At 71.5% G+C, this 24643-nt stretch carries 20 protein-coding genes and 1 tRNA gene; 5 read left to right on the forward strand and 16 right to left on the reverse strand.

The annotated features are described in order from the left end of the window. Positions 1-122: 122 nt before the first annotated feature. Positions 123-695, reverse strand: coding sequence for a TetR/AcrR family transcriptional regulator (locus tag GTY67_RS12750; protein WP_093693619.1), 573 nt, complete (start codon positions 693-695; stop codon positions 123-125). 179 nt (positions 696-874) lie between these two features. Here GTY67_RS12750 and GTY67_RS12755 point away from each other — a divergent pair, with 179 nt between their 5' ends. Continuing rightward, positions 875-4252, forward strand: a complete 3378-nt coding sequence (locus GTY67_RS12755) for a S41 family peptidase (protein WP_161278721.1) — start codon at positions 875-877, stop codon at positions 4250-4252. A gap of 171 nt (positions 4253-4423) precedes the next feature. On the opposite strand, the gene GTY67_RS12760 is transcribed toward GTY67_RS12755, so the two are convergent. The 4 genes from GTY67_RS12760 to GTY67_RS12775 form a co-directional block, all read right to left on the reverse strand. After that, positions 4424-4639: a hypothetical protein gene (locus tag GTY67_RS12760; protein ID WP_093693621.1), complete on the reverse strand. Its 216-nt coding sequence runs from the start codon at positions 4637-4639 to the stop codon at positions 4424-4426. Between the two features lie 132 nt (positions 4640-4771). After that, positions 4772-5659: an SDR family oxidoreductase gene (locus GTY67_RS12765; protein ID WP_161278722.1), complete on the reverse strand. Its 888-nt coding sequence runs from the start codon at positions 5657-5659 to the stop codon at positions 4772-4774. Continuing rightward, entirely contained in the window at positions 5656-6603 is a 948-nt protein-coding gene (locus GTY67_RS12770) for an alpha/beta fold hydrolase (protein ID WP_093693623.1), read from the reverse strand. The genes GTY67_RS12765 and GTY67_RS12770 overlap by 4 nt, the downstream gene beginning before the upstream one ends. Continuing rightward, a complete protein-coding gene (locus GTY67_RS12775) occupies positions 6600-8291 on the reverse strand; it encodes an NAD(P)/FAD-dependent oxidoreductase (protein WP_161278724.1) in 1692 nt (563 codons plus the stop codon). Before GTY67_RS12775 ends, GTY67_RS12770 begins: the two co-directional genes overlap by 4 nt. A 168-nt stretch (positions 8292-8459) precedes the next feature. On the opposite strand from GTY67_RS12775, the gene GTY67_RS12780 reads away from it, so the two are divergent. Then, the gene (locus tag GTY67_RS12780; RefSeq protein ID WP_093693625.1) at positions 8460-9104 is read left to right on the forward strand and encodes a MerR family transcriptional regulator; all 645 of its coding nucleotides are present in this window, start codon (positions 8460-8462) and stop codon (positions 9102-9104) included. A 57-nt stretch (positions 9105-9161) separates the two neighbouring features. Here GTY67_RS12780 and GTY67_RS12785 read toward each other — a convergent pair whose 3' ends face one another. Further along, positions 9162-9977, reverse strand: a complete 816-nt coding sequence (locus GTY67_RS12785; RefSeq protein WP_161278725.1) for an exodeoxyribonuclease III — start codon at positions 9975-9977, stop codon at positions 9162-9164. A gap of 50 nt (positions 9978-10027) precedes the next feature. Here GTY67_RS12785 and GTY67_RS12790 point away from each other — a divergent pair, with 50 nt between their 5' ends. Next, complete coding sequence (locus GTY67_RS12790) at positions 10028-10516, forward strand: GNAT family N-acetyltransferase (protein ID WP_161278727.1); 489 nt, start codon at positions 10028-10030, stop codon at positions 10514-10516. Between the two features lie 4 nt (positions 10517-10520). Here the strand turns inward: GTY67_RS12790 and GTY67_RS12795 are convergent, their stop codons facing one another. Further along, on the reverse strand, positions 10521-11999 hold the full coding sequence (locus GTY67_RS12795; RefSeq protein ID WP_161278729.1) for a sigma-70 family RNA polymerase sigma factor: 1479 nt from the start codon (positions 11997-11999) through the stop codon (positions 10521-10523). A 166-nt stretch (positions 12000-12165) separates the two neighbouring features. On the opposite strand from GTY67_RS12795, the gene GTY67_RS12800 reads away from it, so the two are divergent. Continuing rightward, positions 12166-13323: a helix-turn-helix domain-containing protein gene (locus GTY67_RS12800; protein ID WP_237502602.1), complete on the forward strand. Its 1158-nt coding sequence runs from the start codon at positions 12166-12168 to the stop codon at positions 13321-13323. A 146-nt stretch (positions 13324-13469) separates the two neighbouring features. On the opposite strand, the gene GTY67_RS12805 is transcribed toward GTY67_RS12800, so the two are convergent. From GTY67_RS12805 to galU, 8 genes are all read right to left on the reverse strand, one after another. Continuing rightward, positions 13470-14675, reverse strand: a complete 1206-nt coding sequence (locus GTY67_RS12805; RefSeq protein WP_161278730.1) for an alpha-lytic protease prodomain-containing protein — start codon at positions 14673-14675, stop codon at positions 13470-13472. Positions 14676-15276: 601 nt separating this feature from the next. Further along, positions 15277-15350, reverse strand: a tRNA-Ala gene (locus tag GTY67_RS12810). A gap of 87 nt (positions 15351-15437) precedes the next feature. Continuing rightward, positions 15438-16703 carry a gephyrin-like molybdotransferase receptor GlpR gene (gene glpR, locus GTY67_RS12815; protein ID WP_161278732.1) on the reverse strand — a complete coding sequence of 422 codons (1266 nt, stop codon included), beginning with the start codon at positions 16701-16703 and terminating at the stop codon, positions 15438-15440. 124 nt (positions 16704-16827) lie between these two features. After that, on the reverse strand, positions 16828-17457 hold the full coding sequence (locus tag GTY67_RS12820) for a GNAT family protein (RefSeq protein WP_161278733.1): 630 nt from the start codon (positions 17455-17457) through the stop codon (positions 16828-16830). Between the two features lie 17 nt (positions 17458-17474). Continuing rightward, entirely contained in the window at positions 17475-18068 is a 594-nt protein-coding gene (locus GTY67_RS12825) for a MogA/MoaB family molybdenum cofactor biosynthesis protein (protein WP_093693632.1), read from the reverse strand. After that, a complete protein-coding gene (gene moaC / locus GTY67_RS12830; protein ID WP_161278735.1) occupies positions 18065-18565 on the reverse strand; it encodes a cyclic pyranopterin monophosphate synthase MoaC in 501 nt (166 codons plus the stop codon). Before moaC ends, GTY67_RS12825 begins: the two co-directional genes overlap by 4 nt. A 96-nt stretch (positions 18566-18661) precedes the next feature. Next, positions 18662-19972 carry a gephyrin-like molybdotransferase Glp gene (gene glp / locus GTY67_RS12835; RefSeq protein WP_093693634.1) on the reverse strand — a complete coding sequence of 437 codons (1311 nt, stop codon included), beginning with the start codon at positions 19970-19972 and terminating at the stop codon, positions 18662-18664. A 4-nt stretch (positions 19973-19976) separates the two neighbouring features. Continuing rightward, a complete protein-coding gene (gene galU / locus GTY67_RS12840) occupies positions 19977-20879 on the reverse strand; it encodes a UTP--glucose-1-phosphate uridylyltransferase GalU (RefSeq protein ID WP_093693635.1) in 903 nt (300 codons plus the stop codon). A 94-nt stretch (positions 20880-20973) separates the two neighbouring features. Between galU and GTY67_RS12845 the strand changes: the two genes are divergently transcribed. Beyond that, positions 20974-21591 (forward strand): 5-formyltetrahydrofolate cyclo-ligase, encoded by a 618-nt coding sequence (locus GTY67_RS12845; RefSeq protein WP_161278736.1) that lies wholly within the window; start codon positions 20974-20976, stop codon positions 21589-21591. 84 nt (positions 21592-21675) lie between these two features. On the opposite strand, the gene GTY67_RS12850 is transcribed toward GTY67_RS12845, so the two are convergent. Beyond that, positions 21676-24423, reverse strand: coding sequence for a penicillin acylase family protein (locus tag GTY67_RS12850; protein WP_093693637.1), 2748 nt, complete (start codon positions 24421-24423; stop codon positions 21676-21678). Between the last annotated feature and the right edge of the window lie 220 nt (positions 24424-24643).

Consider the following 24643-nt stretch of genomic DNA (forward strand, 5'->3'; position numbering starts at 1 on the left):
GCGTACTCCCGGTCAGGTCGTATGAGTGGATTTGGGCGTGTGGAACCAGCCCGACGACGAGAGCGGCGTGTCAGGGTCAGGCACAACGTCGGGGAGAGGGCCGTGCGGGTGGGACGGGGACGTCAGACTCCGAGAGCGGGGAGAATCACGGAGTCCACGTAATCGAGGAGGAACGCCTGGTCGACCGGGCGGTCCTCGATCAGCTGCCGGGCGGCGAGCGCGCCGATCAGCATGTGCGGGATGTACCTCAGCGCCGGGTTGTCCGGGCTCAGCTCACCCCTCTCCACGGCCCGTTGCAGCAGCTGGTCGAGGCCGGTCATCTCCGGCTCGATCAGCAGCTCGCGCAGGGCCTGGAGCAGCTCGGGGTACTCATGGACGGCTTGGCTCAGACCCCGCATCAGCGCGGCGTCCTTCTCCATCTGGCAGTCGTCGGTCCGGCTCAGCGCGGCGTGGAAGTCCCCCCGCAGCGAACCGGTGTCGATGTCGGCGAGGCTCCCCGGCTTGCTGTGCCGCAGCGCCTTGGCGACCAGCTCGGGCTTGGAGCCCCACTGGCGGTAGAGGGTGGCCTTGCTGGACCGGGTACGGGCGGCGATGGCGTCCATGGTCAGGGCGTCGTAGCCGACCTCGCGGAGCAGGTCGAGGACGGATTCGTACAGCTCGCCCTCGCGCTCGGGGGTCAGCCTGGTGCGCGCCATGTGCCGACCTCCTTCGCATGCTGCCGGTTCTTCGTCCCGGCCCGGTGTTCCGCTCACCATCGAACGAAACTGTTTCGTACACCTGAACCGTACCCCTACCATCCAGCGAAACGAAATCGTTTCGCTTGTGGGCTGCACCACAAGTTGCCCCGGGCCCTTCGCGCGGAAAGCATTGGAGGGTGAGTGACGACGTCGCGTATCTCCGGTTCCCGCACCTCCACCAGGACATGCTCTGCTTCGCCGCCGAGGACGACCTCTGGGTCGCCCCCCTCGCACCGGCGGGCCACCGGCCGGGACGGGCCTGGCGGGTGACCGTCGACCGGACCCGGGTCAGCCATCCCCGCTTCTCGCCCGACGGCACCTCCATCGCCTACACGACCTGGCGCACCCTCGACCCCGAGATCCACCTCGCCCCGGTGGACGGCGGCCCGGCCCGCCGGCTCACCTACTGGGGGTCGACCGACGCCCGGGTCTGCGGCTGGAGCCCCGATCCCGCCGACGCCTCCCAGATCCTCGCCGTCTCCTCCCACAACCAGCCGTTCTCGTACTTCTCCTGGGCCTACAGCGTCCCCACCGACGGCAGCCCCGGCGGGCGGCTCCCCTGGGGCCCGGTCTCCGACATCGCGGTCGCCGACCTCGACGGCGAGCGCCGCACCCTGCTGCTGACCGGCACGCCCCCGCACGAACCGGCCGCCTGGAAGCGCTACCGGGGCGGGGCCATGGGCCGCCTCTGGCTGCACGGCGAGCGGCTGCTGCCGGACATCGGCGGCCACCTCGCCTCGCCGATGTTCGTGGGCCGCCGCATCGCGTTCCTCTCCGACCACGAGGGCGTCGGCAACCTCTACTCCTACCGGACCGACGGCACCGATCTGCGCCGCCACACCGACCACGACGCCTTCTACGCCCGCAACGCCTCCAGCGACGGCCACCGCGTCGTCTACCAGTGCGCGGGTGACCTCTGGCTGGTCGAGGACCTGGAGTCGCCGGACGCCACCCCGCGCAAGCTGGAGGTACGGCTCGGCGGGCCGCGCACCGGCCGGCGCCACTACCAGGTGCCCGCCGCCGCCAACGTCGACTCGCTCTCGGTCGACGAGACGGGCCGGGCCAGCGCCGTCACCGTACGCGGCAGCCTCTACTGGCTCACCCACCGCGACGGCCCCGCCCGCACCATCAGCGACACCCCGGGGGTGCGGGTGCGGCTGCCGGAGATGCTGGGGAGCGGGGGGCAGGTCGCGTACGTCACCGACGCGGACGGCGAGGACGCGGTGGAGATCGGCTACCTGCCGCGCGCCAGCGGCGACCGGGCCCCGCGCCGGCTCGCCTCGGGGCAGCTCGGCCGCGTACAGGAGATGGTCTCCGACCCGGACGGGGAGCGCCTGGCCATCGCCTCGAACGACGGGCGGCTGCTGCTCCTGGACACGGGGGAGCCGGAGGCGGTGGCGGACCGGGGACCCGGCGGCTCCACCCGCGCCGACCTCTACGCGGCGACGGGCGCGGCGGTCCTGGACAGCGCGGCCCCGGTCGACGAACACCCCGGCCTCACCGAGCTGATCCGCTCGGTCAACGGCCCCGTCCGCGACCTGGCGTTCTCCCCCGACGGCGACTGGCTGACCTGGTCGCACCCGGGCATCGGCCGCTCGCTGCGGCAGATCAAGCTGGCCCGGATCTCCGGCCCCGGCGCCCCGGTGATCGTGGACGTGACCAACGGCCGCTTCGAGGACGAGAACCCGGTCTTCACGGAGGACGGCCGCTACCTCGCGTTCCTGTCCTGGCGGGGCTTCGACCCGGTGTACGACGTCCACACCGGCGACCTCTCCTTCCCGCTGGGCTGCCGCCCCTACCTGGTCCCGCTCTCCTCGGCCACCCCCTCGCCCTTCGCGCTCTCCCCGGACGGGCGCCCGGCGGCGGGCGGCCTGGACCCGATAGACGTTCCGGAGGGAGGTGGTACGTCGGAGGGGTCGACGGTCATGGTGGAGTTCGAGGGCCTGGAGAGCCGGGTGACGCCCTTCCCGGTCTCCGCCTCGAAGTATTCGGCGCTGCACCCGGTGAGCGGGGGCGGTCTTGTCTGGCTGCGCTGGCCCATCTCGGGGGCGCTGGGCGAGACGTTCGCCAACCCGGCCGACATGTCGGGGCGGCCGACGCTGGAGCACTTCAACATCGCGAAGGCGCGTAAGACCGAACTGGTCGACCACCTCGACTGGTTCGCGGTCAGCGGCGACGCGTCCCGGCTCGTCGTGATGGACGACGGCGAGCTCCGCGCCGTACCGGCTACGGAACCCGGCGACACGGACTCCACGGTCTATCTGGACCTGCGCCGCATCCTGCACGAGGTCGACCCGGGGGCGGAGTGGCGTCAGGCGTACGGGGAGGCGGGCCGGATCATCCGCTCCTTCTTCTGGGAGCCGGACATGTGCGGGATCGACTGGGACGGGGTGCTGGACCAGTACCGCCCGCTGGTCGAACGGGTCGCCTCCCCCGACGAGTTCGCGGATCTGCTGCGCGAGGTGCTGGGCGAGCTGGGCACCTCGCACGCGTACGTCTCCCCCGCCCGCCGCAACGAGGGCCCGCCGCACTACCAGCGGGCGATGGGCCTGCTCGGCGCCAACCTGGTCTGCCGGGACGGCGCTTGGACCCTCCAGCGCATCCTGCCCGGCGACTCCTCGGACTCCAAGGCCCGTTCACCCCTGGCCGGTACGGGGATCAGGGAGGGCGCGGTCCTCACCCATGTGGACGGCCGCCCGGTGGACCCGGTGACGGGCCCGTTCCCGCTGCTGACGGCGGCGGGCGGTACGACGGTGGAGCTGACGTTCACCCCGGCGGGCGGCGGCCCCTCACGCCGGGTGGCGATCCTGCCCCTGGTGGACGAGCGCCCGCTGCGCTACCAGGACTGGGTGGCCAAACGGCGTGACGTCGTACGGGAGTTGAGCGGCGGCAAGTGCGGCTACCTGCACATCCCGGACATGGGCGGCTCGGGCTGGGCCCAGTTCAACCGGGACCTGCGCCTGGAGGTCTCCCGCCCCGCCCTGATCGTGGACGTACGGGGCAACGCGGGCGGCCACATCAGCGAGCTGGTCGTGGAGAAGCTCACCCGCAAGATCCTCGGCTGGGACCTCACCCGTAACGCCCAGGCGGTGAGCTACGCCTCCAACGCCCCGCGCGGCCCGGTCGTCGCCCTGGCCGACGAGGCGACCTCCTCCGACGGCGACATGATCACCGCCGCGTTCCGGCTGCTGAAGCTGGGCCCGGTGGTAGGCCAGCGCACCTGGGGCGGGGTGGTCGGCATGACCGGCCGCCACCGCCTGGGCGACGGCACGGTGATCACGGTCCCGATGAACGCCGCCTGGTTCGACACGTACGGCTGGTCGGTGGAGAACCACGGCGTCGAACCGGACCTGGAGGCCCTGCGCACCCCCCTGGACTGGGCGGAGGGCCGCCACGCGGTCCTGGACGACGCGGTCCAAGTGGCCCTGGACCTCCTGGCGGCCCACCCGGCGTCGACACCCCCGTCGTACGACACGGCCCCGAACCTGCGGCGGCCGCCGCTGCCGCCACGGTGACGGGTCGTAGACCAAGCCTGTCCGGCGATTGAGGACATCTCTTCCGGCCCAGGTCCGGGGCGCACCCCGGACAGCAAGAAGGAGGCGCACCCGGAACCCCGGGTGCGCCTCCTGAAGCGACGCGCACGCACGCGCGAACCGCAGCGCGCACGCGTCACACCTCAGCGACCGTCAACGGTCGAAGCGCTCGCGCGCCTGGTCCGCCGCGTCCTGGGCCCGGTCCCGCAGGCCGGTCGACGCGTCGGAGCCGTGCTGCTGCTGGTCGCGGTTGCGGTCGCGACCCTTCGAGCCACGCTCCTGGGCCTCGTCCTTGCCCTGGCCGGCCTTCTGCTTGGCCTGCTCGGCGAGGTCCTGCGCCTTGTCCTTGAACTGGTCTGCGATACCCATGCTGTTCACTCCTGTGGGATGCCTGGGGTACGTGTGGGGATGGCCCCCAGCGGGGCCGTGCTCAGCGTTGCACGCCCCGACATCCCGCGCATTTCGGACCGCTACCGACCGTGACGTACGGCCCCTACTTCCCTATGTACGCTCCGCACGCGCGTCCTGGTCCGCCGCTCCCCCGGCCCCCACCAGCCCCTTCGACACCGTGTGGAGGCGGGGCTCGAAGCGCCGCATCTCGCGCTGCCCGCCGATCGCGATGACCGAGGGCAGGTAGCCCCGGACCGACTGCATCCCGCGCAGCCACCACTGGGCGTACACATGCGGGGAGCGCCGCGCGATGCCGTCCGCGATCCGGTCCACGGCCGGGCCGAGCGGGTACGTACGGTTCATCGGCCACGGCAGCCGCTGGCGCAACTCCCGCATCACGTCGTCCTGGTCGGCGCCGCGCACCATGTCCGTGTCGGTCCAGGAGAGGTAGCCGACGCCGACCTTGACGCCCTTGTAGCCGACCTCGGCGCGCAGGCTGTGCGCGAACGCCTCCACGCCCGACTTGGAGGCGCAGTACGCCGTCATCATCGGCGCCGGGGTGATCGCGGCCAGCGACGCTATCTGGAGGAAGTAGCCACGGCTCTCCATCAGCACCGGCAGGAACGCCCGCCCGGTGACCGCCCCGCCGATCAGGTTCACCTCGATGACCCGCCGCCAGGCGTCCGGGTCCGAGTCGACGAACGGGCCGCCCGAGGCGACGCCCGCGTTGGCGACGACCACGTCGACCTTGCCGAACCGCTCCTTGACCTCGCGGGCCACCTGGGCCATCGCCGCGTGGTCGGTGACATCGGCGAACCAGTGGTCGCTCTCGCCGTGCAGCCGCTCGGAGACCTTCTTCAGCTCGTCCCGCTCCAGGCCGACGAGCGCCAGCGTCGCCCCGCGCGCCGACAGCTTGCGGGCCAGCAGTTCGCCCACGCCCCGGGCCGCGCCGGTCACGACGACGACCTGGCCCTCCAGACTCCGCCTGCTGCTGCTCATGCGACATCCTCCTTCTCGGACGTGGCGGCCGTGGCTGCCGTCGGGGCTGCGACGTACCGGGTGGTCAGTTCCCTGAGCTTCGCCGTGACGGCCTCGGGGGCCTCCACCGGCGTCATGTGCCCCATGCCGGCCAGCTCGGTCAGCCCGAGGCCGACCGGCAGCGCCGCCGCGATGGCCCGCGCGTGGACCGGCGGGGTGAGCCGGTCGCCCGTACCGGCGATGACCGCCGTCGGCACCCGCAGCTCCCGCACGTCCGCCGTCACGTCCAGCTCGGCGAGCACCTGGCCCCAGCCCACCCGGGCGCGACGCGGACAGGCGTGCACGATCCGGGCGCAGACGTCGACCCGCTCCGGGGCCGAACCGACGCCCATGGTCGCGTACTTGAGGAGCTTCTTCGAGACCGGGGTGACCGGGCCCAGCGGCGCCTTCGCCCCCAGGACCGTGGCCGTGAGCCGGGTCCGGAACGCGCTCGCCCGCAGCGGCAGCACAAGGGCCTCGGCGGTCAGCCGGCCGCTGCCGGTGGAGCAGAGCAGGACCGCTGCGGCGTGTTCGCGCAGGCCGGGGCGGCGGGCCGCGGCCATCAGCGTCATCCCGCCCATGGAGTGCCCGGCCAGCACCGCCTTCCGCCCGGGGGCGAGGGTGGCGGCGAGCACGGCCTCCAGGTCGTCGGCGAGCGCGTCGACGCTGTAGCCGCCGGGGCCCGGTTCGGGGGTGAGGCCGTGGCCGCGCTGGTCGTAGGCGATGACGCGGTGGTCGGCGGCGAGGTCCCGGATCTGCGCGGCCCAGAAGTGGGTGTTGCAGGTCCAGCCGTGGGCGAGGACCACGGCGGGGGCGTCCTCGGGGCCGTGCAGCTCCACGTGGATGCGGGAGCCGTCGGCGGACGTGACGAAAAGTTCGTTCGCGGGGACGGGCGGGGCGTCGTCGCGGTGCAGGAGCCGGCTCATCGGGAGGCCTCCTCGACGACGTTGCCGCCGCCGGACGCGACGGGCCCCTTGGCCTTCCCGGACTCCCTGGACGTCGAGGATGCCACCGGGTCTCCTGCGGTGACCGTCTCCCGCTCGTCGCGCCCCGGCTGCTCCGGTACGAGCCCGCTCCCGCCGAGCCGCCCGGTCTCGCTCCCGCGTACGCCCCCGGCGACCGGAGCCCCGCCCGGCTTCGCGGCCGCCCGGATGACGTCGTACTCCGCGAGGTCCACCGACCGCGTCTGCCGCCGGAACTCGCCCGTCGTGCCCGGCCAGACCGTCGTGTTGCGGCCCGACTCGTCGAGGTACCAGCTGGTGCAGCCGCCGGTGTTCCACACCGTACGCTTCATCCGCTCCTGCACCCGGTGGTTCCAGGCGGTGACGGCGGTGGAGCGGGCGCCGAGCGCCGCGCGGCCGCCGAGCACGTTCAACTGGCGCAGATAGTCGGCCATGTAGTTCAGCTGGGACTCGATCATCAGGATCATCGAGGAGTTCCCGAGGCCCGTGTTGGGGCCGATGATCGTCATCCAGTTGGGGAACCCGGCGGCGGTCGCGCCGCGCAGCGAGTTCATCCCGTCCTTCCAGGACTCGGCGAGCGTGATGCCCTCCTCACCGACGACCCGCTCCGCGATCGGCATGTCCGTCACATGGAAGCCGGTGCCGAAGATGATCGCGTCGACCTCGGCCTCGCTGCCGTCGGCGGCGACGACGGTGGAGCCGCGTATCTCGCTGAGCCCGGAGGCCACGACGTCCACATTGGGCTGGGCGAGGGCCGGGTAGTAGGTGCTGGAGAGCAGGATCCGCTTGCAGCCGATGCGGTAGTCGGGGGTCAGCTTGGCCCGCAGGGCCGGGTCCTTGATGGCCCGTGCCATGTTGGACTTGGCTATCTTCTCCACCAGCCCCAGCTGGTCGGGGTGCTTGGTGAAGGCGCTGACCTGCAACTCCCGTATGCCCCACAGCAGTCCACGGCGTGCGGTGCCGGTGGCGGGTATCGCGCGGTGGAGTGCCTGCTCCGCCTTGCTGATCGTGCGGTCCACGCGCGGCATGACCCACGGGGGCGTGCGCTGGAAGAGCGTGAGCTTGGCGGTCTTCGGCTGGATCGCCGGGACGATCTGGATGGCGGAGGCGCCCGTTCCGACCATCGCGACCCGCTTGCCCGCCAGGTCGTAGTCGTGGTCCCAGCGCGCGGAGTGGAAGACCTTGCCGGGGAAGGAGTCCAGCCCGGGTATGTCGGGCATCTTGGGGTCGGAGAGCGGCCCGGTGGCGGAGATGACGACATCCGCGCGCAGGGTCGTGCCGTTGGCGGACTCGATCACCCAGTAGAGGTTCTCCTTGTCCCAGCTCATCAGCTTCACCTCGTGGTTCAGCCGGATGTGCGGGCGCAGCCCGAAGGTGTCGGCGACGCGCTCCAGGTAGGCCCGGATGTGCTCCTGGCCGGAGAAGGTGCGCGGCCAGTCGGGGTTGGGCGCGAAGGAGAAGGAGTAGAGGTGGGACGGTACGTCGCAGGCGCAGCCGGGATAGCTGTTGTCGCGCCAGGTGCCGCCCACCGAGTCGGCGCGCTCCAGGACGACGAAATCGGTGATGCCTTCGCGGCGCAGCCGGACGGCGGCCCCCAGGCCCCCGAATCCGGTTCCGATCACCGCCACACGTACGTGCTCCTGCTGGGCCATGCTGCCGCCTCCCGCGGTACGTCACGCGATTACGCCAGCAATCACTGGCATGGTTCGGAGGGTAGAGCAGGCTCGTACTGATGGGTAGGGGTCGGACCGAGGAAAGTTACTGGCGGTACAACATAGGGTGCCCCTGTGGCTGAAGGACGCGAGCACCGCGAATACCGCATGGAGGAGCTGGCCAAGGAGGCCGGCATCACCGTGCGGACCCTGCGCTTCTACCGGGAGCGCGGACTGATCCCGCCACCGCGCCGCGAGGGCCGGATCGCCTGGTACGACGACCACCACCTGGCCCGGCTGCGCACGATCACGGGCCTGCTGGAGCGCGGCCACACCCTCAACGGGATCGCGGACCTGGCCGCCACCTTCGAGAGCGGGCGCGATGTCGCCGAGGTGCTGGGGCTCGGCGAGCCGACCGAGGAGACCCCGGTCCGGCTCACCCCGGAACAGCTCGCCGACTACTTCGAGGGCGAGGTCACCCCGGAGAACCTGGCCACCGCGCTGGACCTGGGCTATCTCGCCACCGACGGGGACGAGATCGTCCACATCAGCCGCCGCCTGCTGGAGGTGTCGGCGGAGCTCGTACGGGAAGGGGTGCCGCTCGCCACGGTGCTCTCCTCGGGCCGCCGCGTCCGCGAGCACGCGGACGCTCTCGCCGAAATCTTCGTACGCGTACTGCATGCCCACGCCACCGAGACCGAACCGGCCCAACTCCGGCCACTGGCCCGCGCGGTGGTGGACGCGGAGCTGTCGATGGCGCTGGACCGGAGGCTGCGGCGCGAGGACGGCACACAGCCCCCGAAGGCCGACTGACCGGAACCACCGCCGTGGACGACCGACCGAACCACCGCCCGTGGGCGACGGCCCGGCCTACCGCTCGTACACCACCGTCACCGGCGCGTGGTCGCTCCACCGCTCGCCGTGCGTGGCGGCCCGCTCCACCCACGCCTTGACCGCCCGCGCGGCGAGACCCGGCGTGGCGATCTGGTAGTCGATGCGCCAGCCCGCGTCGTTGTCGAAGGCACGCCCCCGGTAGGACCACCAGCTGTACGGCCCCGCCACATCCGGGTGCAGCTGCCGTACGACATCGACGTACGCGGCCTCCTCGAAGACCCGCGTCAGCCAGGCCCGCTCCTCGGGGAGGAAGCCGGAGTTCTTCTGGTTGGCCTTCCAGTTCTTCAGGTCGGCCTCCTGGTGGGCGATGTTCCAGTCGCCGCAGACCACGACCTCGCGCCCGTCCGCCGCCGCCCGCGCCTTCAGCCCCTGGAGGTAGGGCAGGAAGGCCGCCATGAAGCGCTCCTTCTCGTCCTGCCGCTCCGTGCCGACCTCGCCGGAGGGCAGGTACAGGCTCGCGACGGTCACCCCGGGGAGGTCGATCTCGACGTACCGGCCGCTCGCGTCGAACTCCTCGGCCCCGGGCACGTCGAACCCGCCGAACCCGATCTGGACCCGCTCCGGCGCCTGCCGGGAGTAGAGGGAGACCCCGGCGCGCCCCTTGGCGGCGGCGGGGGCGTGCACGGTGTGCCAGCCCTCGGGGGTGCGGACCTCCTCGGCCAGCTGGCCGGGCTCGGCGCGGACCTCCTGGAGGCAGACGACATCGGCTTCGGTGCCCGCCAGCCATTCCACGAAGCCCTTCTTCGCGGCGGCGCGGAGCCCATTAACATTCACAGATGTAACAGTCAGCATCCGGAAACAGTACCTACCCCACCCCTACCCATAGATATACGATACTCAGCATGAATATCCGCCCGCGCCGCTTCGACCACCCCGACGCCGTCAAACTCAACGACCAGGTCCAGCTCGAATACGCCGAGCGCTACGGCGACGAGGGCGATGTCACATTTCTCGACCCGGCCATGTTCGATCCGCCGCACGGTCTGTATCTGCTCGCCTACGACGAGCAGGAGCGCCCGGTGGCGACCGGCGGCTGGCGGACCCAGGACCGTAACTCCGAGGGCTACCGGGACGGCGACGCCGAGATCAAGCGGATGTTCGTGATCCCCGAGGGCCGGGGCCGGGGCCTGGCCCGCCGGATGCTCGCCGCCCTGGAGGAGGACGCCCGGGCCGCGGGCCGGGTCCGGATGGTCCTGGAGACCGGGGACCAGCAGCCCGAGGCGATCGCGCTCTACACCTCGTGCGGCTACACGGTCTGCGAGGAGAAGTTCGGCCACTACCGGACGTACGACAGCAGCATCTGCATGGCCAAGCCGCTCCGGCAGCTTTGAGGCCTCACTGGGGCGTGGCCAGCACCTGCGTCCAGTAGGGCCCGCGCGGAGAGTCGGCGATGCCCACGCCCACATGCGTGAAGTTGCAGTTGAGGATGTCGTCGTCACGGCCGGGGCTGCGGCGCCACTGGTCGGCGACGGCGGCGGGGTCGGCGTTGCCGGTGGCGATGGTCTCGCCGACGGCGGTCCACCGGTAGCCGGAGTCGGTCACCCGGTCGCCCATGTTCCGGCCCGTGGAGTCCGTATGACTGAAATAGCCGCGGGCCGCCATGTCCTCGGAGTGGCGCTGGGCGACCTCGGTGAGCCGGGGATCGGTGGTCAGCTGCGGGCAGTCGTTGTGGGCGCGCAGGGTGTTGACCTCGGCGACCAGGAGCATCTGCGGGCGGGGCTTCGCCCGGGGCGCCGGACTCGGGGACGGCGGGGCCGCGGAGGACGGCGAGGCGCTCGGGGCGGACGGGCTCGGCGTCGGTGACGGCGTGGGCGTCGGGGACGCGGACGGGGTGGCCGCCGTGGTGACCGGTGCCGGAGCGGGCGCCGGGAGCCGCGTCGTACCCCCTTCGGCGCGGGGTGCGGGCGAGGTGGGCGCGGAGGGCCAGAGGAGTACGGCGATCGAGGTCACGGCGGCCACCGCGGCGGCGAGCCCCGCCGCCTTCCCCGCCGAGAACGCGGCCGGAGCCACGGCCGGGGCGACAGCGGCGGCGGCGTGCCGGCCCCCCTCGTACAACGGCACCACCAGAGCGAGCCCCGAGAGCAGCCCCTCCGGCGGTACGAGCCCCGAACTGCCGGCCGAGCAGGAGGCGCAGCCGCGTATGTGCCGGGCTATGCGCTTGCGCCACAGGGGCGTCGGCGCCCCGTCCCAGTCGGCCACCAGGTCGTCCAGGGCCGGGCAGCGGGGTTCGGCGGCCAGCGCCCGGACGACCGCGCGCCCGACGTCGAGTTGGTTCTTCACCCGCTGTACGCGTACGGCGGCGTGCTGCGGCGAAAGGCCGAGGGCGTCGGCCAGTTCGGCCCGGGTCAGTTCGCCGGTGGTTTCCAGCCACCACAGGGAGAGCACATCGCGCTCGGCACCGTCCAGCCAGCGGGTCGCCTCGGCGGTCTCGCGCCGCTGGCCGGAGAGTTCCAGGCGCAGGATGGTCAGGTCGACGAAGTCGGCGGCCGGGTCGGCGGGCTCGTCGGTCTCCTCCAGCGCGGCGGGGCGGTGGCCGAGGACGGACCAGCGGGTGCGGACCTGGTTCATGGCGATGGCCACCAGCCAGGACCGGAACCGGGTGGGATCGCGCAGCGAGGAGAGGCCGGAGAGCGCCCGGAGCATGGTCTCCTGCACCACGTCGTCCACGTCCGGGTGGCCGTTGAGGGCGCGGCCCACGACGTTGTAGACGAGCGGCAGGTAGAGGGCGGCGAGCCGTTCCCCGGCCTCCTGGTCCCCGTCCCTGGCCGCGACGACCAGAGCGGTCACGTCCACACCGTTCACGCTGTTCACCACGTGCTCACTTCCTCGGGCCGTGCGGAGGACGCCGGGCAGCGCATCCCCGGAGTGTGGGGCAGGTCACTCCTGGGGGTTTTGTTATCCGGTCCCTCTCCGGTGGTCAACCAGTATGCGGGGGCCTTGCGGATGCCCTGCGGCGGGAGTGCCGGGATGGGGGAGGGACATGTCGAGCAGGATGGAAGCGGGCGTCGGACTGCCGGACGCCGAGGGAGCGCGGAGCGCCACGGGCCCCACGAACGCCCGCGCCCTGCGGGCGGCGCTGAAGGCCGGGGCGGCGGACGGCCCTCACCACGGCGGGCGGCCGGCGGCCGGGGCTTCCCCCAACAGCCGGTCCTCGTCGGCCAAGCCCTCTCCCCACGGCGGGTCGTCGTCGGCCGGGGCCCCCTCCCACGGCGGGTCGTCTTCGGGTGACGCCCCTCCCCCGGGCGCCGACGCCTTCCCGGCGGCCCTGCGGGAGGCGCTGGGGCGGCGCGGCCTCTCCCTGGAGCGGGTGAGCGAACGGCTCAGGGCGCGCGGCATCGGGGTCAGCCAGGCCACGCTGAGCAGTTGGCAGCGCGGCCGCAGCCAGCCGGAGCGGGCCCGGTCGCTGCGGGCCGTGGAGGTGCTGGAGGAGATCCTGGACCTGCCGGGCGGGGCGCTGCGCTCGCTGCTCGGCCCACGCCGCCCGCGCGGCCGGATCGCACCGGCCCGGGGCGAGGGGGCGGCCCTCCAGGTGCTGGGCGAGGACTCGGTGGTGGAGAAGGCGCTCGGCGAACGGTTCCGCCACTTCAACCAGGAGACCAGCTCGCTGCTGATCCACGACATCGTGCGGCTGGGTGCGACCGGAACGCTGAGCAGCATCAGCACGACCAATGTGCTGCGGGCCAGCCGCCCCGGAGCCGACCGGGCGCTCTTCGTGCTCAGCTTCGACGACGAACAGGCGGAGCCACTCGACATCCGCGTCACCAGCGGGCGGCTCGGGGAGGCCACGTACCTCAAGGGGCTCAAATCCCTGGTGCTGGAAATCCACTTCGGCCGCGAACTCGCCAAACTGGATACAACGGTGGTGAGTTACTCGGTCGATGTGAGCCCTTCCCGGGAACCGGCCACGCACTACGAACGCTGGTCGCGGGCGAATCTGCACGAATATCTTCAGCAGGTCTTCTTCCATCCGGACGCGCTTCCCTCGGGCTGCCGGCGGTACTTCCGGGACCAGGTGGGCGCCCCGCCCCGCGCGCAGCGACGCATTTCGATGAACGATTCCCACAGCACCCATGTGCTCGCTTCCCGCTGCAAACCCGGAGTGCACGGAGTGGCCTGGGATTTCGACACACCGGAATGAGGGACACGCCGAAAGGGCAGACACGTCGGCATGACGGACACGACGGCATGACGGACACGACGGCATGACGGACACGTTGGAAACGGGAGACCGCCCAGGGTCAGTGGACGGTCTCCCGCGTATGCGGCACCTTCACCCGGTCGGGGCTACTTGGTGTTGAGCGTCAGCCCGTAGTACTTCAGGGCGTCGTCCAGCGGCTGGAAGTACGACGAACCGGGCGAGTTCACCTGGCCGTTGCACCGCTGGCTGATCGGCCCGCCGGAGGTCATCCCCTGGGCCTGGTCGCCGGAGACGTACGCGCCCCCGCTGTCCCCGCCCTGGGTGCAGACGGAGGAGCTGGCGAGACCGGTCACGACGGTGTCCGGACCGCCGTTCTGGTCGGTGTAGGTGACGCTGACGTTGTACGAGCCGACCTTGCCGCAGGTCCAGCCGGTGGTCTGGCCGGCCTTGCAGAGCGCCGAACCCTGCGGGGCCCGCTGGCTGCCCCGTACGGCGACGGTGCCCGCCTTGCCGTACGTGGTGATGTCCAGGCCGATGGAGTGGCCGGAGTCCACGGAGGCGATGCCCATGTCCACGCTGCGGGTGCCGAGCGCGAACCGGGTGTGGGTGCCCTTGGCGAACCGGGTCCCGTTGTAGGCCAGTTCGGGCAGGTCCTCGATGCAGTGCCCGGCGGTCACGAGCACCTGCTTGCCGTTGCGGTCCTTCGCCCCGTAACCGACGGAGCAGAGGTAGCCGTTGAACGTCATACGGCTGCCCGGCGGCACGACGGCCTGCGTCTCCAGCTTCTCCTGGCCCTGGACGACCCGTACGGCGTCGCCGTTGCTCCTGGCGGCCTTGAGGAAGGTACGGGTGGCGGCGTCGGAGGCCCCGTTGACCTCGACGGTCACGGTGTCGGAGGCGAGATCCACGGACCACGCCGACACCCCGGCCGGGGCGCTCCTGAGCGCCTTGGCGTCGAGTTGGGCCTTGATCCGGTTCAGCTCGCCCTCACCACGCTCCGGGACCCGTGCTGCGAGTCCCGCCGCCTTGACCTCCTTCGCCGCCCGCGCGTCGGCGGCGTTGACGACGAGCTTCCCGTCCTTGGTGAAGAAGGCCCCGAGGGTGGAGACCTTCTCGGCCCGCAGCTTCGCGAACCGGTCCTGCTGCCGTGCTTCGTCGTCCAGCCGCTCGACGGCCTCCTGCCGGCTCACACCCAGGGTGGTGGCGAGAGCCTGGACCATCTCCGGCTGGTACTTCAGCGGCGCGGATTCCGCCCCACCGGCGTAAGCCCCTGTGGCGACTCCGGCCGACAGGAGGGCGCCGATGGAGGCCGCCACGATGTATCTGCGCGCGTTCTTCTTTCCGTGCTTCACGCGATTCCTTCCGCTACACGGGCGAAGCGTCCAGACAATGGGGGGGGGTGGCCACACCACGCTTGGGGACGCGCGATGTGTTCCATGGACACTGCCCGGCGGCGATGACATGTTCCTGTCGCCGCGCATCGAACTCTCGCGTAAACGGAACTGCCGCGACAAGGACCGGAGATGGGGCTCTTATCTACAGAACTGGCCGAGAACTGTAGAGAAACACGGCGGAAACACAACGGGCAGGACCGGCGGCAGCCACTCGGCCACATCTCCGGGCACGTCGAACCGCACTGGGGCCGGGCCTGGTCGGCGACGATGTCCAGAACGATCCCAGCTGCCCAGGTGAGAGAACTGGCGATGCCGCGTCGCCCCTGGAGCCAGCGGTCGACGTCGTCCTCGGGCCGGAAGGCGAAGGGTTCCTCGACGAGGCGCGGGCTGTCCCCGGGGTATCCGGGGGCACCTTCTGCGATCCTCTTCAGCCGGCAGCAGACCACGCCAACACAGACGACCGGCACCTCTCCACAAACGCAAAGATCCCGCCCGATCAATCAGATCGGACGGGATCTCGTGGACTCTTCCTGAGCTGACTCAAGAACAGTCGTTGTTGTGGACCTGTGGGGATTTGAACCCCAGACCCCCTCGATGCGAACGAGGTGCGCTACCAGACTGCGCCACAGGCCCTTGCAACGAGTGAAACTCTAGCACCCCTACCCGGGTGCTTGGAAATCCGTTCCTCCGCTGGTCAGCGGTGCCGGGATTCCGCCGGTCTCACTCGTTGGCCGCGCGGGGCCGGTCCTCGTCGTCGTACTGGTCGAAGAGGGGGGTGCGGCCCCGGTCGCGGGTGCGGCGGGACTGGTTGGTGCGCTGGCGCGGCGCCGGGTCCACCGCGGGGGTAGCCGGGTGCGACGTGCCGGTCTGGGTGGGCTCGGCCGTGCTGGAGCGGGCCGCGCTCCAGGTCTCCGGGTCGCCCACCTCAACGCCGCCGGTGGCCCGGGGGGCGACGGGGGCGGTGACATAGGTGGGGAGCGGTACGGGGACGGGCTCCCAGCTGTCGCCCTGGACCCGGCCGCGTTCGCGCTGCTGGTCCACCCACTCCGCGTGGTCCGTCTGCTCCACGAGGGCGCGGCGGCCGGCCTCCTGCGGGGAGACCGTGGGGGTGGGTTCCGGCTCCGGGTGGTGGGCTTCGGAGTCGTCGTCCTGGTCGGCGGGGGCGGAGGTGGCGGGCTGGTGCCTGCGGGGGCGGTTCTCGCGCAGGCGCTGCGCCGCGTCCTCGGCCCGGCGGCGGTCCATGGTGAACGCGAACCGGCGCCGCTCCTGGGCGCGCAGATGCACGATGTACGTGCTCAGCAGCACGGCGGGAACGGCCGGCGCCCAGAGGAAGCCGAGTCCGCCGACCGCGGCCACGACCGCGCCGAGGGTGAAGGCCAGGAAGAGGACCACCGTCGTCCGTCTGCGCCGCGCCAGGACCTGGGAGCGCTGGGCGCGCCTGGCCCGCTCGGCGTCGGCGGCTCCGGCGCGCGGGCGGCGCTGGGCCGGGGGCGCGGGGCGCTCGCCGGACCGGCGGTCGTGCGCCTGACGGTCCGGTGGCTGCCGGTCGGGTGCCTGGCGGTCCGGGGGCTGATGCCCCGGGCGCCGGTCGTGCGCCTGGCGGTCGGAAGCGTGGGGGGCCGGGGCTCGCTCGGGAGCGTGCGCCGGGTCCTGCAACCTGGCTTCCGTATGCGCCGGAGGCGCGGCAAAGGCCCGGACGTCGACGGAATCCATACGGTCCGTCTCGGCGTCCGGGTCGACGTCGGGCCCCGCCTCCTCGGCGGTGCGCTCCCGCAGCTCCCTGGCGTACCGGCGCTCCATCGCCGCCCGTCCGGACAGCAGCCGGATGGCGGTGCTGAAGCGTTCCGTCGGACGGGCTTCGTTGAGCTCGTCCTGCCTGCGGAGCCACATCGGCACCAAGTAGGCGGCCCAGGCCCCGACGATGACTGCGTAGATGAGGCCGCTGCTGCTCACGCTCACACCGTAGAGGGGTTTACGCGGAGGCATCCGCCAATTGGCCCGGTGTGTCGCACGATCCGGCTGATATCACGGACTTTTTTTGTGATTGATCGGATCAACAGTCACCGATAGTGCGACCCATTGCTGTCATCTGTCGATCAAATTCGAACATCTATTTTATTTCGTCGGGCTGTCCGGGGGTTCGCGGGGCCGTCGGCCGCGTACGGCGCCAGCGCCGGAGCATGCCCTCGGGCACCTCCTCGGCCGTGAGCGCGAAGATCAGGTGGTCCCGCCAGGCCCCGTCGATGTGCAGATAGCGCGGGCGCACGCCCTCGGAGCGGAACCCGAGCTTCTCCACCACCCGGCGGCTCGGCGCGTTCTCCGGGCGGATGCAGACCTCGACGCGGTGCAGCCCCACCGAGCGGAAGCAGTGGTCGACGGCGAGCGCCACGGCCGTCGGCATCACTCCGCGCCCGGCGACGCCCTGGTCGACCCAGTAGCCGATGTGACCGGAGCACATCGAACCCCAGGTGATCCCCGCGACCGTGAGCTGGCCGACGAGCCGGCCCTCGTACTCGATGGCGAACGGCAGCATCCGCCCGGCGTGCGCCTCGGCGCGCAGGTGGCGGACCATCTGCCGGTACGTGGGCCGCTGCGCGACCGGACCGCCGGGCGCGGGCGGCGGGACGGTGGCCTCCCAGGGGCGCAGCCAGTCGCGGTTGCGCCGGTTGACCTCACGCCAGACCCGCTGGTCGCGCATCTTTATCGGGCGCAGGACGATCTCGCCGTCGGTCAGCGTCACCGGCCAGGTCGCGATGTTCAGCTCGGGCTCCCCGGTCGGGGGTGGTCGCCGCCGCGGAGCTGGTCGACGGCGTGCACCAGGAGCCGGGCGAGGACCGCGAGGCCGTCCTTCACCCCGCCGGTGGAGCCGGGCAGATTGACGATCAGGGTGCGGGAGGCGACGCCTGCCAGGCCCCGGGAGAGCGCGGCGGTGGGGACCTTGGCGAGCCCCTCGGCCCGGATCGCCTCGGGGATGCCGGGGATCTCGTGGTCCAGGACGCGGCGGGTGGCCTCGGGGGTGGCGTCGGTGGGCGAGATGCCCGTACCGCCGGTGGTGACGATCACGTCGTACCCGGCGGCCACTCCGGCGCGCAGGGCCGCCTCGACCGGGTCGCCGTCGGGGACGACCTGCGGGCCGTCGACCGTGAAGCCGAGGGCGGTGAGCCCTTCGGCGATCAGGGGGCCGCCCTTGTCCGCGTACACCCCGGCGGAGGCCCGGTTGGAGGCGGTGACGACGAGGGCGCGGTAGGCGGGCGCGGCGCCGGTGGGCTCGGGCGGGTGTGCGCTCCGGTGGTGCGCCGGCGCCTGCGCGGGCTGTTCGTGGCCCGGGGCTCCGGGCTCGGGCGGGGTCACGCGTCCGGTCCCTCCGGCGCGGGGCGCCGGTAGTCGCCGGACTTGCCGCCCGACTTCGCCTCGACCCGTACGTCGGTGATGACCGCGCTCTTGTCGACGGCCTTGACCATGTCGATCACCGTCAGGGCCGCCACCGACACCGCCGTCAGGGCCTCCATCTCGACGCCCGTGCGGTCCGTCGTCTTCACGGTGGCCGTGATCTCCACCGCGTCGTCGGCCACGCTCAGGTCGACGTTCACCCCGGAGACGGCCAGCGGGTGGCAGAGCGGGATCAGGTCCGGGGTGCGCTTGGCCCCCATGATCCCGGCGATCCGCGCGGTGGCGAGGGCGTCGCCCTTGGGGACCCCCTCGCCCCGGAGCAGTTCGATGACGCGCGGCGAGACGAGGACCCGGCCGGAGGCGCGGGCGACGCGCGTGGTGACGTCCTTCTCGGACACGTCGACCATGCGGGCCGCACCCGCCTCGTCGATGTGCGTCAGCCTGTTCTGCGTACTCAACTCACTCCACCCAGCGGTAAGGGCGCCGATCGGCCCGGGCCCGGAGCGGTCTCCGGAAGGCACGGCGGCAGATACCGTACCGCCACCGGGTGGCCGTCAGCGGAGCAGGATCACGTCCGTCTCCGTGCCGGGCTCGGCGGAGGTGGTGTCCTCGGGCAGCACGATCAGCGCGTCCGCCTGGGCGAGAGCGGCCACCAGATGCGATCCGGAGCCGCCGACGGGGGTGACGGTGCCCGCCTCCTCGTCGTACGTACCGCGCAGGAACTGGCGGCGGCCGGCGGGCGAGGTGAGCGCCTTGTCGACGGCCAGGACGGCACGGACGGTGGGGCGGTGGAGGTCCGTGCGGCCCATCAGGGCGCGGATGGCGGGGCGGACGAACAGCTCGAAGGAGACGTAGCTGGAGACCGGGTTGCCCGGCAGGGCCAGCAGCGGGGTGTGGTCGGGGCCGATGGAGCCGAAGCCCTGCGGCTTGCCCGGCTGCATGGCGAGCTTGCGGAAGTCGATCCCGCTGCCCGGCTCGTCCTCGTCGCCGACGGAGGAGAGCGCCTCCTTGACCACGTCGTACGCGCCGACGCTGACGCCGCCCGTGGTGACGACGATGTCCGCGCGGATCAGCTGGTCCTCGATCGTGGCGCGCAGGGTCTCGGCGTCGTCGGTGACCGCGCCGACCCGGTAGGCGATGGCTCCGGCGTCCCGGGCGGCGGCCGTGAGCGCGAAGCTGTTGGAGTCGTAGATCTGGCCGCCGGTCAGCTCCTCGCCGGGCTGGACCAGTTCGCTGCCGGTGGAGAGGACGACGACGCGCGGGCGGGGGCGTACGACGACGGTGGAGCAGCCGATCGCGGCGAGCAGCCCGATCTGCGGCGGGCCGACGATCGACCCGGCGCGCAGGGCCAGGTCGCCCGGCTTGACGTCGCTGCCGCGCTCGCGGACATGGGCGCCGGCCTCGACGGACCGGTGGACGCGGACCTCGCCCGCGGCGCCCTCCGGGGCGTCGGAGTGGGCGCGCATGGCGGCGGCCGGGCCCTCGCCCGTACCGCCGTCCGTCCACTCCACCGGCACCACGGCCTCCGCACCGGCGGGCAGCGGGGCGCCCGTCATGATGCGGGCGGCCTGCCCCGGTCCCACGACCTGGCCGTCGGCGAGCCCGGCGCTGCCCGCGGCGACGTCGCCGATGACCGTGAGGACGGCGGGGAACTCCTCGCTCGCCCCCTCGACATCGGCGATCCGCACCGCGTAGCCGTCCATGGAGCTGTTGTCGAAGGGCGGCAGGGCCACCTCCACGACGACGTCCTTCACCAGGACGCAGCCCTGGGCGTCGGGCAGCTGCAACTCGATGGGTTCGAGCGGCCTCACCGTGGCGAGGATGTCGTCCAGGTGCTCGTCCACCGACCAGATCGTGCTGCTCACGGGGTTACATCTCCTCGGCGACGTACTTGCGGAGCCAGGTCCGGAAGTCCGGTCCCAGGTCTTCACGTTCGCACGCCAGTCTGACAATGGCACGGAGATAGTCGCTGCGGTCACCGGTGTCATAGCGGCGGCCCTTGAAGACGACGCCGTGCACGGGGCCGCCGATCTTCTCGTCCTGGGCGAGCAGCTGGAGGGCGTCGGTGAGCTGGATCTCGCCGCCCCGGCCCGGCTCGGTGTGTCGCAGTATGTCGAAGACGGCGGGGTCCAGGACGTACCGGCCGATGACGGCGAGATTGCTGGGCGCGTCGGCCGGCTCCGGCTTCTCGACCAGGCCGGTGACCCGGACGACGTCGCTGTCGACGGTGGCGTCGGCGGCCGCGCAGCCGTACAGGTGGACCTGGGAGGGGTCGACCTCCATCAGCGCGACGACGCTGCCGCCCTCGCGCTCCTGGATCTCCACCATGCGGGCCAGCAGGGGGTCGCGCGGGTCGATCAGGTCGTCGCCGAGCAGCACCGCGAAGGGCTGGTCGCCCACGTGCGGGGCCGCGCACAGCACGGCGTGGCCGAGGCCGCGCGGGTCGCCCTGGCGCACGTAGTGCATGGTGGCCAGGTCGCTGGACTCCTGGACCTTGCCGAGACGTTCGGCGTCTCCCTTACGGGTGAGCGCGGACTCCAGTTCGTAGTTGCGGTCGAAATGGTCCTCAAGGGGACGCTTGTTCCGACCGGTGATCATCAGTACGTCGGAGAGGCCCGCTGCGACGGCTTCTTCGACGACATACTGGATGGCCGGCTTGTCGACGACAGGCAGCATCTCTTTGGGAGTGGCCTTCGTGGCGGGCAGGAAGCGAGTTCCGAGACCTGCTGCCGGGATGACGGCCTTGCTGATCCTGGAGGGCGACTGAGTCATGCGCAGAACCTTAACGGGTGCACACACCCGGAAGATGAGCTTCCGGTTAACTTTGCCCTTAAATATGCCCATACGAGAACCGTGCGAGTCTCTAATGAACCCTGACAAGTCCGGAAAGGCACCTGTGAAGGTGCCCGCAAAGGCCTCTCTGCGGAGCGAACTCCTCGCCGCGCGCGCCCTCCTGACCAAGGAGGACGTCACGGAGGCCGCCGCGGTTCTCGCGGCCGGCGCACTGGCACTCCCCGAACTGGCTGACGCCCGAACGGTCGCCGCCTATGTCTCCGTGGGGCGCGAGCCGGGGACCCGGGACCTGCTGGACGCGCTGCGCGAGCGCGGCGTACGGGTGCTGCTTCCGGTGCTCCTGGCCGACAACGACCTGGACTGGGCGGTGTACGGGGGCGCGGAGCACCTCCTGCCGGCCGGGCGCGGCCTCCTGGAGCCGGACGGCCCCCGGCTCGGCCCGGCCGCCGTCCTGGAGGCGGACACGGTCCTGCTGCCCGGGCTGGCCGTGGACGGGGAGGGCATGCGGCTGGGGCGGGGCGGCGGCAGCTACGACCGGGTGCTGGCCCGGCTCGCGGCGGCCGGGGCGGACCCGGCGCTCATCGTGCTCCTGTACGCCAACGAGGTGGTCGCGCGGGTCCCTGTGGAACCGCACGACCACCCCGTGGACGCCGTGGTCACCCCGGCCGGGGCGCGGCGCTTCACCGCCTGACGGCGGATCAAACGCCGCGAGGGCCTCTAGGGCGTGTCCGGCGGATCTTTGGCCGGGCCCGCGCCTGATCCGCCGGACACTCCCCTAGGGCTTCAGTGTCAGCGTGTCGACCGTGGACTCGCCGACCGCGTCCGTACCGAAGGACCAGTCCAGCAGTTCACCGCCCGCCCACTTGTCGGTCTGGTCGGTGTAGTGCGCGTTGAACGCGTGCCCGGAGGCGCCCGTGAGGTTGATCCAGCGGGACTTGTCCCAGTCCCCCACGTTGACGACCATCCGCATCGACGGCACCCAGATCACCTCGTAGCCGCTCGCCGCGTTCCAGCCGGTGGCGTTGACCGCCGCCTCGCCGCCGCCGAGGTTCCAGGGACCGCGGTTGAGCGCCCGCTGGAGCAGATCGGGCCCTTCGGTACCGAGGGTCTGGTTCTTCAGCATCAGCCGGTGCAGCCGCCCCCAGCTCCAGGTGGAGATGTCCTTGCCGAGCTTGGCGGTCAGCTCCCAGCGCGCGTCCTCCATCGCCCGGCCGAAGAGGTCGTCCCGGTTCTCCAGCGCGGCCTCGCGGCCCCTGGCGGGCGCCTTCCACCACTCGTTGTCCTGGTCCTCGACGATGTCGCGGACCACCTGGAACCAGCGGTCGCCGCCGTCCGGCTGCGCGGAGTCGCCGTCGCGCTGGCCGCACTCGCGTACGAGCTTCTTCTGCTGGTCGGCCGGGCCGCTGTTCCTGGCCGGCGGCACGTTGATGCAGTCGCCCTTGACCCGCAGCTCCTTGGGCAGTTTGTTGCCGAACGCGAGCTTGAGGATGTTGCGCCAGACGCCGTTGAAGTACGCGGCTGCCGCCGAGTCGGGCTCCTGGGTGTAGTCCCAGCCCTCCAGCAGCTTCTGCGCCTCACGCACGCTCGGGTCGGAGATGTTGATCTTCAGCAGCTCGGGCACCAGCAGCGCGGCGATCTCGCTGGTGTTGTCCATCTGCATCTTCTGCATGTCGTCGGTCGAGACCTTCTCGCCGCCCTTGATCTTCTGGGCGATGAGGTCGTTGATCCGCTGGCTGCGGGTGCCGTAACCCCAGTCCTTGGTGAGCAGGTGGGGGTACTTGCTCTCGTCGATCACGGCCTGGTTGGCGGTGACGATGTAGCCGCGCTTCGGGTTGTACTCGTAGGGCAGCTCGTCGAAGGGGACCGGGTCCTTCGCCCAGCCGTACGCCGGGTCCCAGCCGGGGCTGGGCAGCGTGCCGTCGCCCTTGAGGCGGACCGGGATGGTGCCCGGCGCCTGGTAGCCGATGTTGCCCTCGGTGTCGGCGTAGATGAGGTTCTGCGAGGGGACCTCGAAGTTCTTGGCGGCCGCCCGGAAGGTGGTGAAGTCCTTGGCCCGGTTGATCGCGAAGACCGCGTCCATGGACTTGCCCGGCTGGAGGGCGGTCCACTTCAGCGCGACCGCGTAGCCGTCGGCGCGGTCGGGGGCGGCGTTGGAGACGGGGGCCTTCTGGCCGACCTTGTCCAGTTCCTTGCTGCGGTCGGAGACCAGGGGCCCGTTGTTCGTCTCACGGACGGTGATCTTCCGGTCCTTGCCGCCCGCGACCTTGATGGTCTCCTCGCGGGTGATGAACGGCTTCACCTTGTCGCCGTACAGATAGCCGTCGCCGGAGACCTTCTCCAGGAAGAGGTCGGTGACGTCGGCGCCGAGGTTGGTGAGGCCCCAGGCGATGTCCTGGTTGTGGCCGATGATCACACCGGGCATCCCGGAGAAGGTGTAGCCCGCGGTGTCGTACTGGCAGGACTTGGAGAGCTCCCGGCAGTGCAGGCCCATCTGGTACCAGAGCGAGGGCAGCATCGGCGCCAGGTGCGGGTCGTTGGCGAGGAGCGCCTTGCCGGTGGTCGTGTGCTTGCCGTCGACGACCCAGGAGTTCGACCCGATGCCGTTGCCGTTGGGGCCGAGCAGGGCGGGGATCTCGTCCAGGGTGTCGGAGAGCGCGGAGAGCTGGGTGTTCAGGCCCTCGGTGGCGCCCTGCGGGGTCCCCGAGCCGATGTCGTCGGACGGGGTGGCGTCGAGGTCGAACTTGCCGGTGACCGGCGAGACCGCGCCCCGGTCGACGATCGGCTTGTGCGCCTCGTACGGGTAGTCCGGGTACAGGTCCTGGATCTGGTCCTTGTCCAGCCGGCTGGTCAGCAGCGAGCGGTCGATCTCGTCCTGCATGTTGCCGCGCAGGTCCCAGGCCATGGCCTTGAGCCAGGCGACCGAGTCGACCGGGGTCCACTTGCCGGGCTTGTAGTCGTTGGTCAGCCCCAGCGCCGCGTACTCGACCGAGATGTCCCGGCCTTCCTTGCCCTTCAGGTACGCGTTGACGCCGTCCGCGTACGACTGGAGGTTCTTCTTGGTGTCCTCGTCCAGGACCTCGTCGTACTCCTCCTGCGCGACCTTGCGCCAGCCGAGCGTGCGCAGGAAGGAGTCCGTCGCCACCTGGCCGGAGCCGAACATCTCGGAGAGCCGGCCCGCCGTCATGTGGCGCCGGACGTCCATCTCCCAGAAGCGGTCCTGGGCCTGGACGAAGCCCTGGGCCCGGAAGAGGTCGGCGTCGGAGTCCGCGTAGATCTGCGGAATGCCGTAGGAGTCCCGTTTGACCTCGACGTCGCCGGAAAGGCCTTCGAGGGTGATCGTTCCGGTGGTCTGCGGGTACGAGGACCGCACCGTGGAGACGGACCAGTAGGCGCCGAACCCGACACCCGCGACGAGCGCCAGCACCAGGACGAGCAGAAGAAGGCGGACGCGGCGCCCCTTCTTCCTGCCGGGCTTCTTCGCGTTGTCGGAAGGACCGGAAGAGTCGGTTGTATTGGCGGGCATCGCTGTCCTTCGAGGGGCAGGGTGGTCCTGGGAGTGCAGGAGCAACCATAGGCGCAGCCGAGAAGCCACTCGGACGCGGTATAGGGATGCATCCATTTGCGCCCATCCCTTGTATGGAGACGCGCGGCCTCAATGCGATCGCCGAAGCCGTCAAGGAAGCGTTAAAGATTAGGTAAGGTAACGAAGTAACTGGCTGCCGGAGGACGATCCGGCAGGCGCA

It is taken from the genome of Streptomyces sp. SID8374, from assembly GCF_009865135.1.
Taxonomy (GTDB): domain Bacteria; phylum Actinomycetota; class Actinomycetes; order Streptomycetales; family Streptomycetaceae; genus Streptomyces.

What these genes read in the sequence shown, in the direction of transcription:
- GTY67_RS12750 (WP_093693619.1), bottom strand. Translation starts at nt 695, where the DNA reads ATGGCGCGCACCAGGCTGACCCCCGAGCGCGAGGGCGAGCTGTACGAA.
- GTY67_RS12760 (WP_093693621.1), bottom strand. Translation starts at nt 4,639, where the DNA reads ATGGGTATCGCAGACCAGTTCAAGGACAAGGCGCAGGACCTCGCCGAG.
- GTY67_RS12765 (WP_161278722.1), bottom strand. Translation starts at nt 5,659, where the DNA reads ATGAGCAGCAGCAGGCGGAGTCTGGAGGGCCAGGTCGTCGTCGTGACC.
- GTY67_RS12770 (WP_093693623.1), bottom strand. Translation starts at nt 6,603, where the DNA reads ATGAGCCGGCTCCTGCACCGCGACGACGCCCCGCCCGTCCCCGCGAAC.
- GTY67_RS12775 (WP_161278724.1), bottom strand. Translation starts at nt 8,291, where the DNA reads ATGGCCCAGCAGGAGCACGTACGTGTGGCGGTGATCGGAACCGGATTC.
- GTY67_RS12780 (WP_093693625.1), top strand. Translation starts at nt 8,460, where the DNA reads ATGGAGGAGCTGGCCAAGGAGGCCGGCATCACCGTGCGGACCCTGCGC.
- GTY67_RS12785 (WP_161278725.1), bottom strand. Translation starts at nt 9,977, where the DNA reads ATGCTGACTGTTACATCTGTGAATGTTAATGGGCTCCGCGCCGCCGCG.
- GTY67_RS12790 (WP_161278727.1), top strand. Translation starts at nt 10,028, where the DNA reads ATGAATATCCGCCCGCGCCGCTTCGACCACCCCGACGCCGTCAAACTC.
- GTY67_RS12800 (WP_237502602.1), top strand. Translation starts at nt 12,166, where the DNA reads ATGTCGAGCAGGATGGAAGCGGGCGTCGGACTGCCGGACGCCGAGGGA.
- glpR (WP_161278732.1), bottom strand. Translation starts at nt 16,703, where the DNA reads ATGCCTCCGCGTAAACCCCTCTACGGTGTGAGCGTGAGCAGCAGCGGC.
- galU (WP_093693635.1), bottom strand. Translation starts at nt 20,879, where the DNA reads ATGACTCAGTCGCCCTCCAGGATCAGCAAGGCCGTCATCCCGGCAGCA.
- GTY67_RS12845 (WP_161278736.1), top strand. Translation starts at nt 20,974, where the DNA reads ATGAACCCTGACAAGTCCGGAAAGGCACCTGTGAAGGTGCCCGCAAAG.
- GTY67_RS12850 (WP_093693637.1), bottom strand. Translation starts at nt 24,423, where the DNA reads ATGCCCGCCAATACAACCGACTCTTCCGGTCCTTCCGACAACGCGAAG.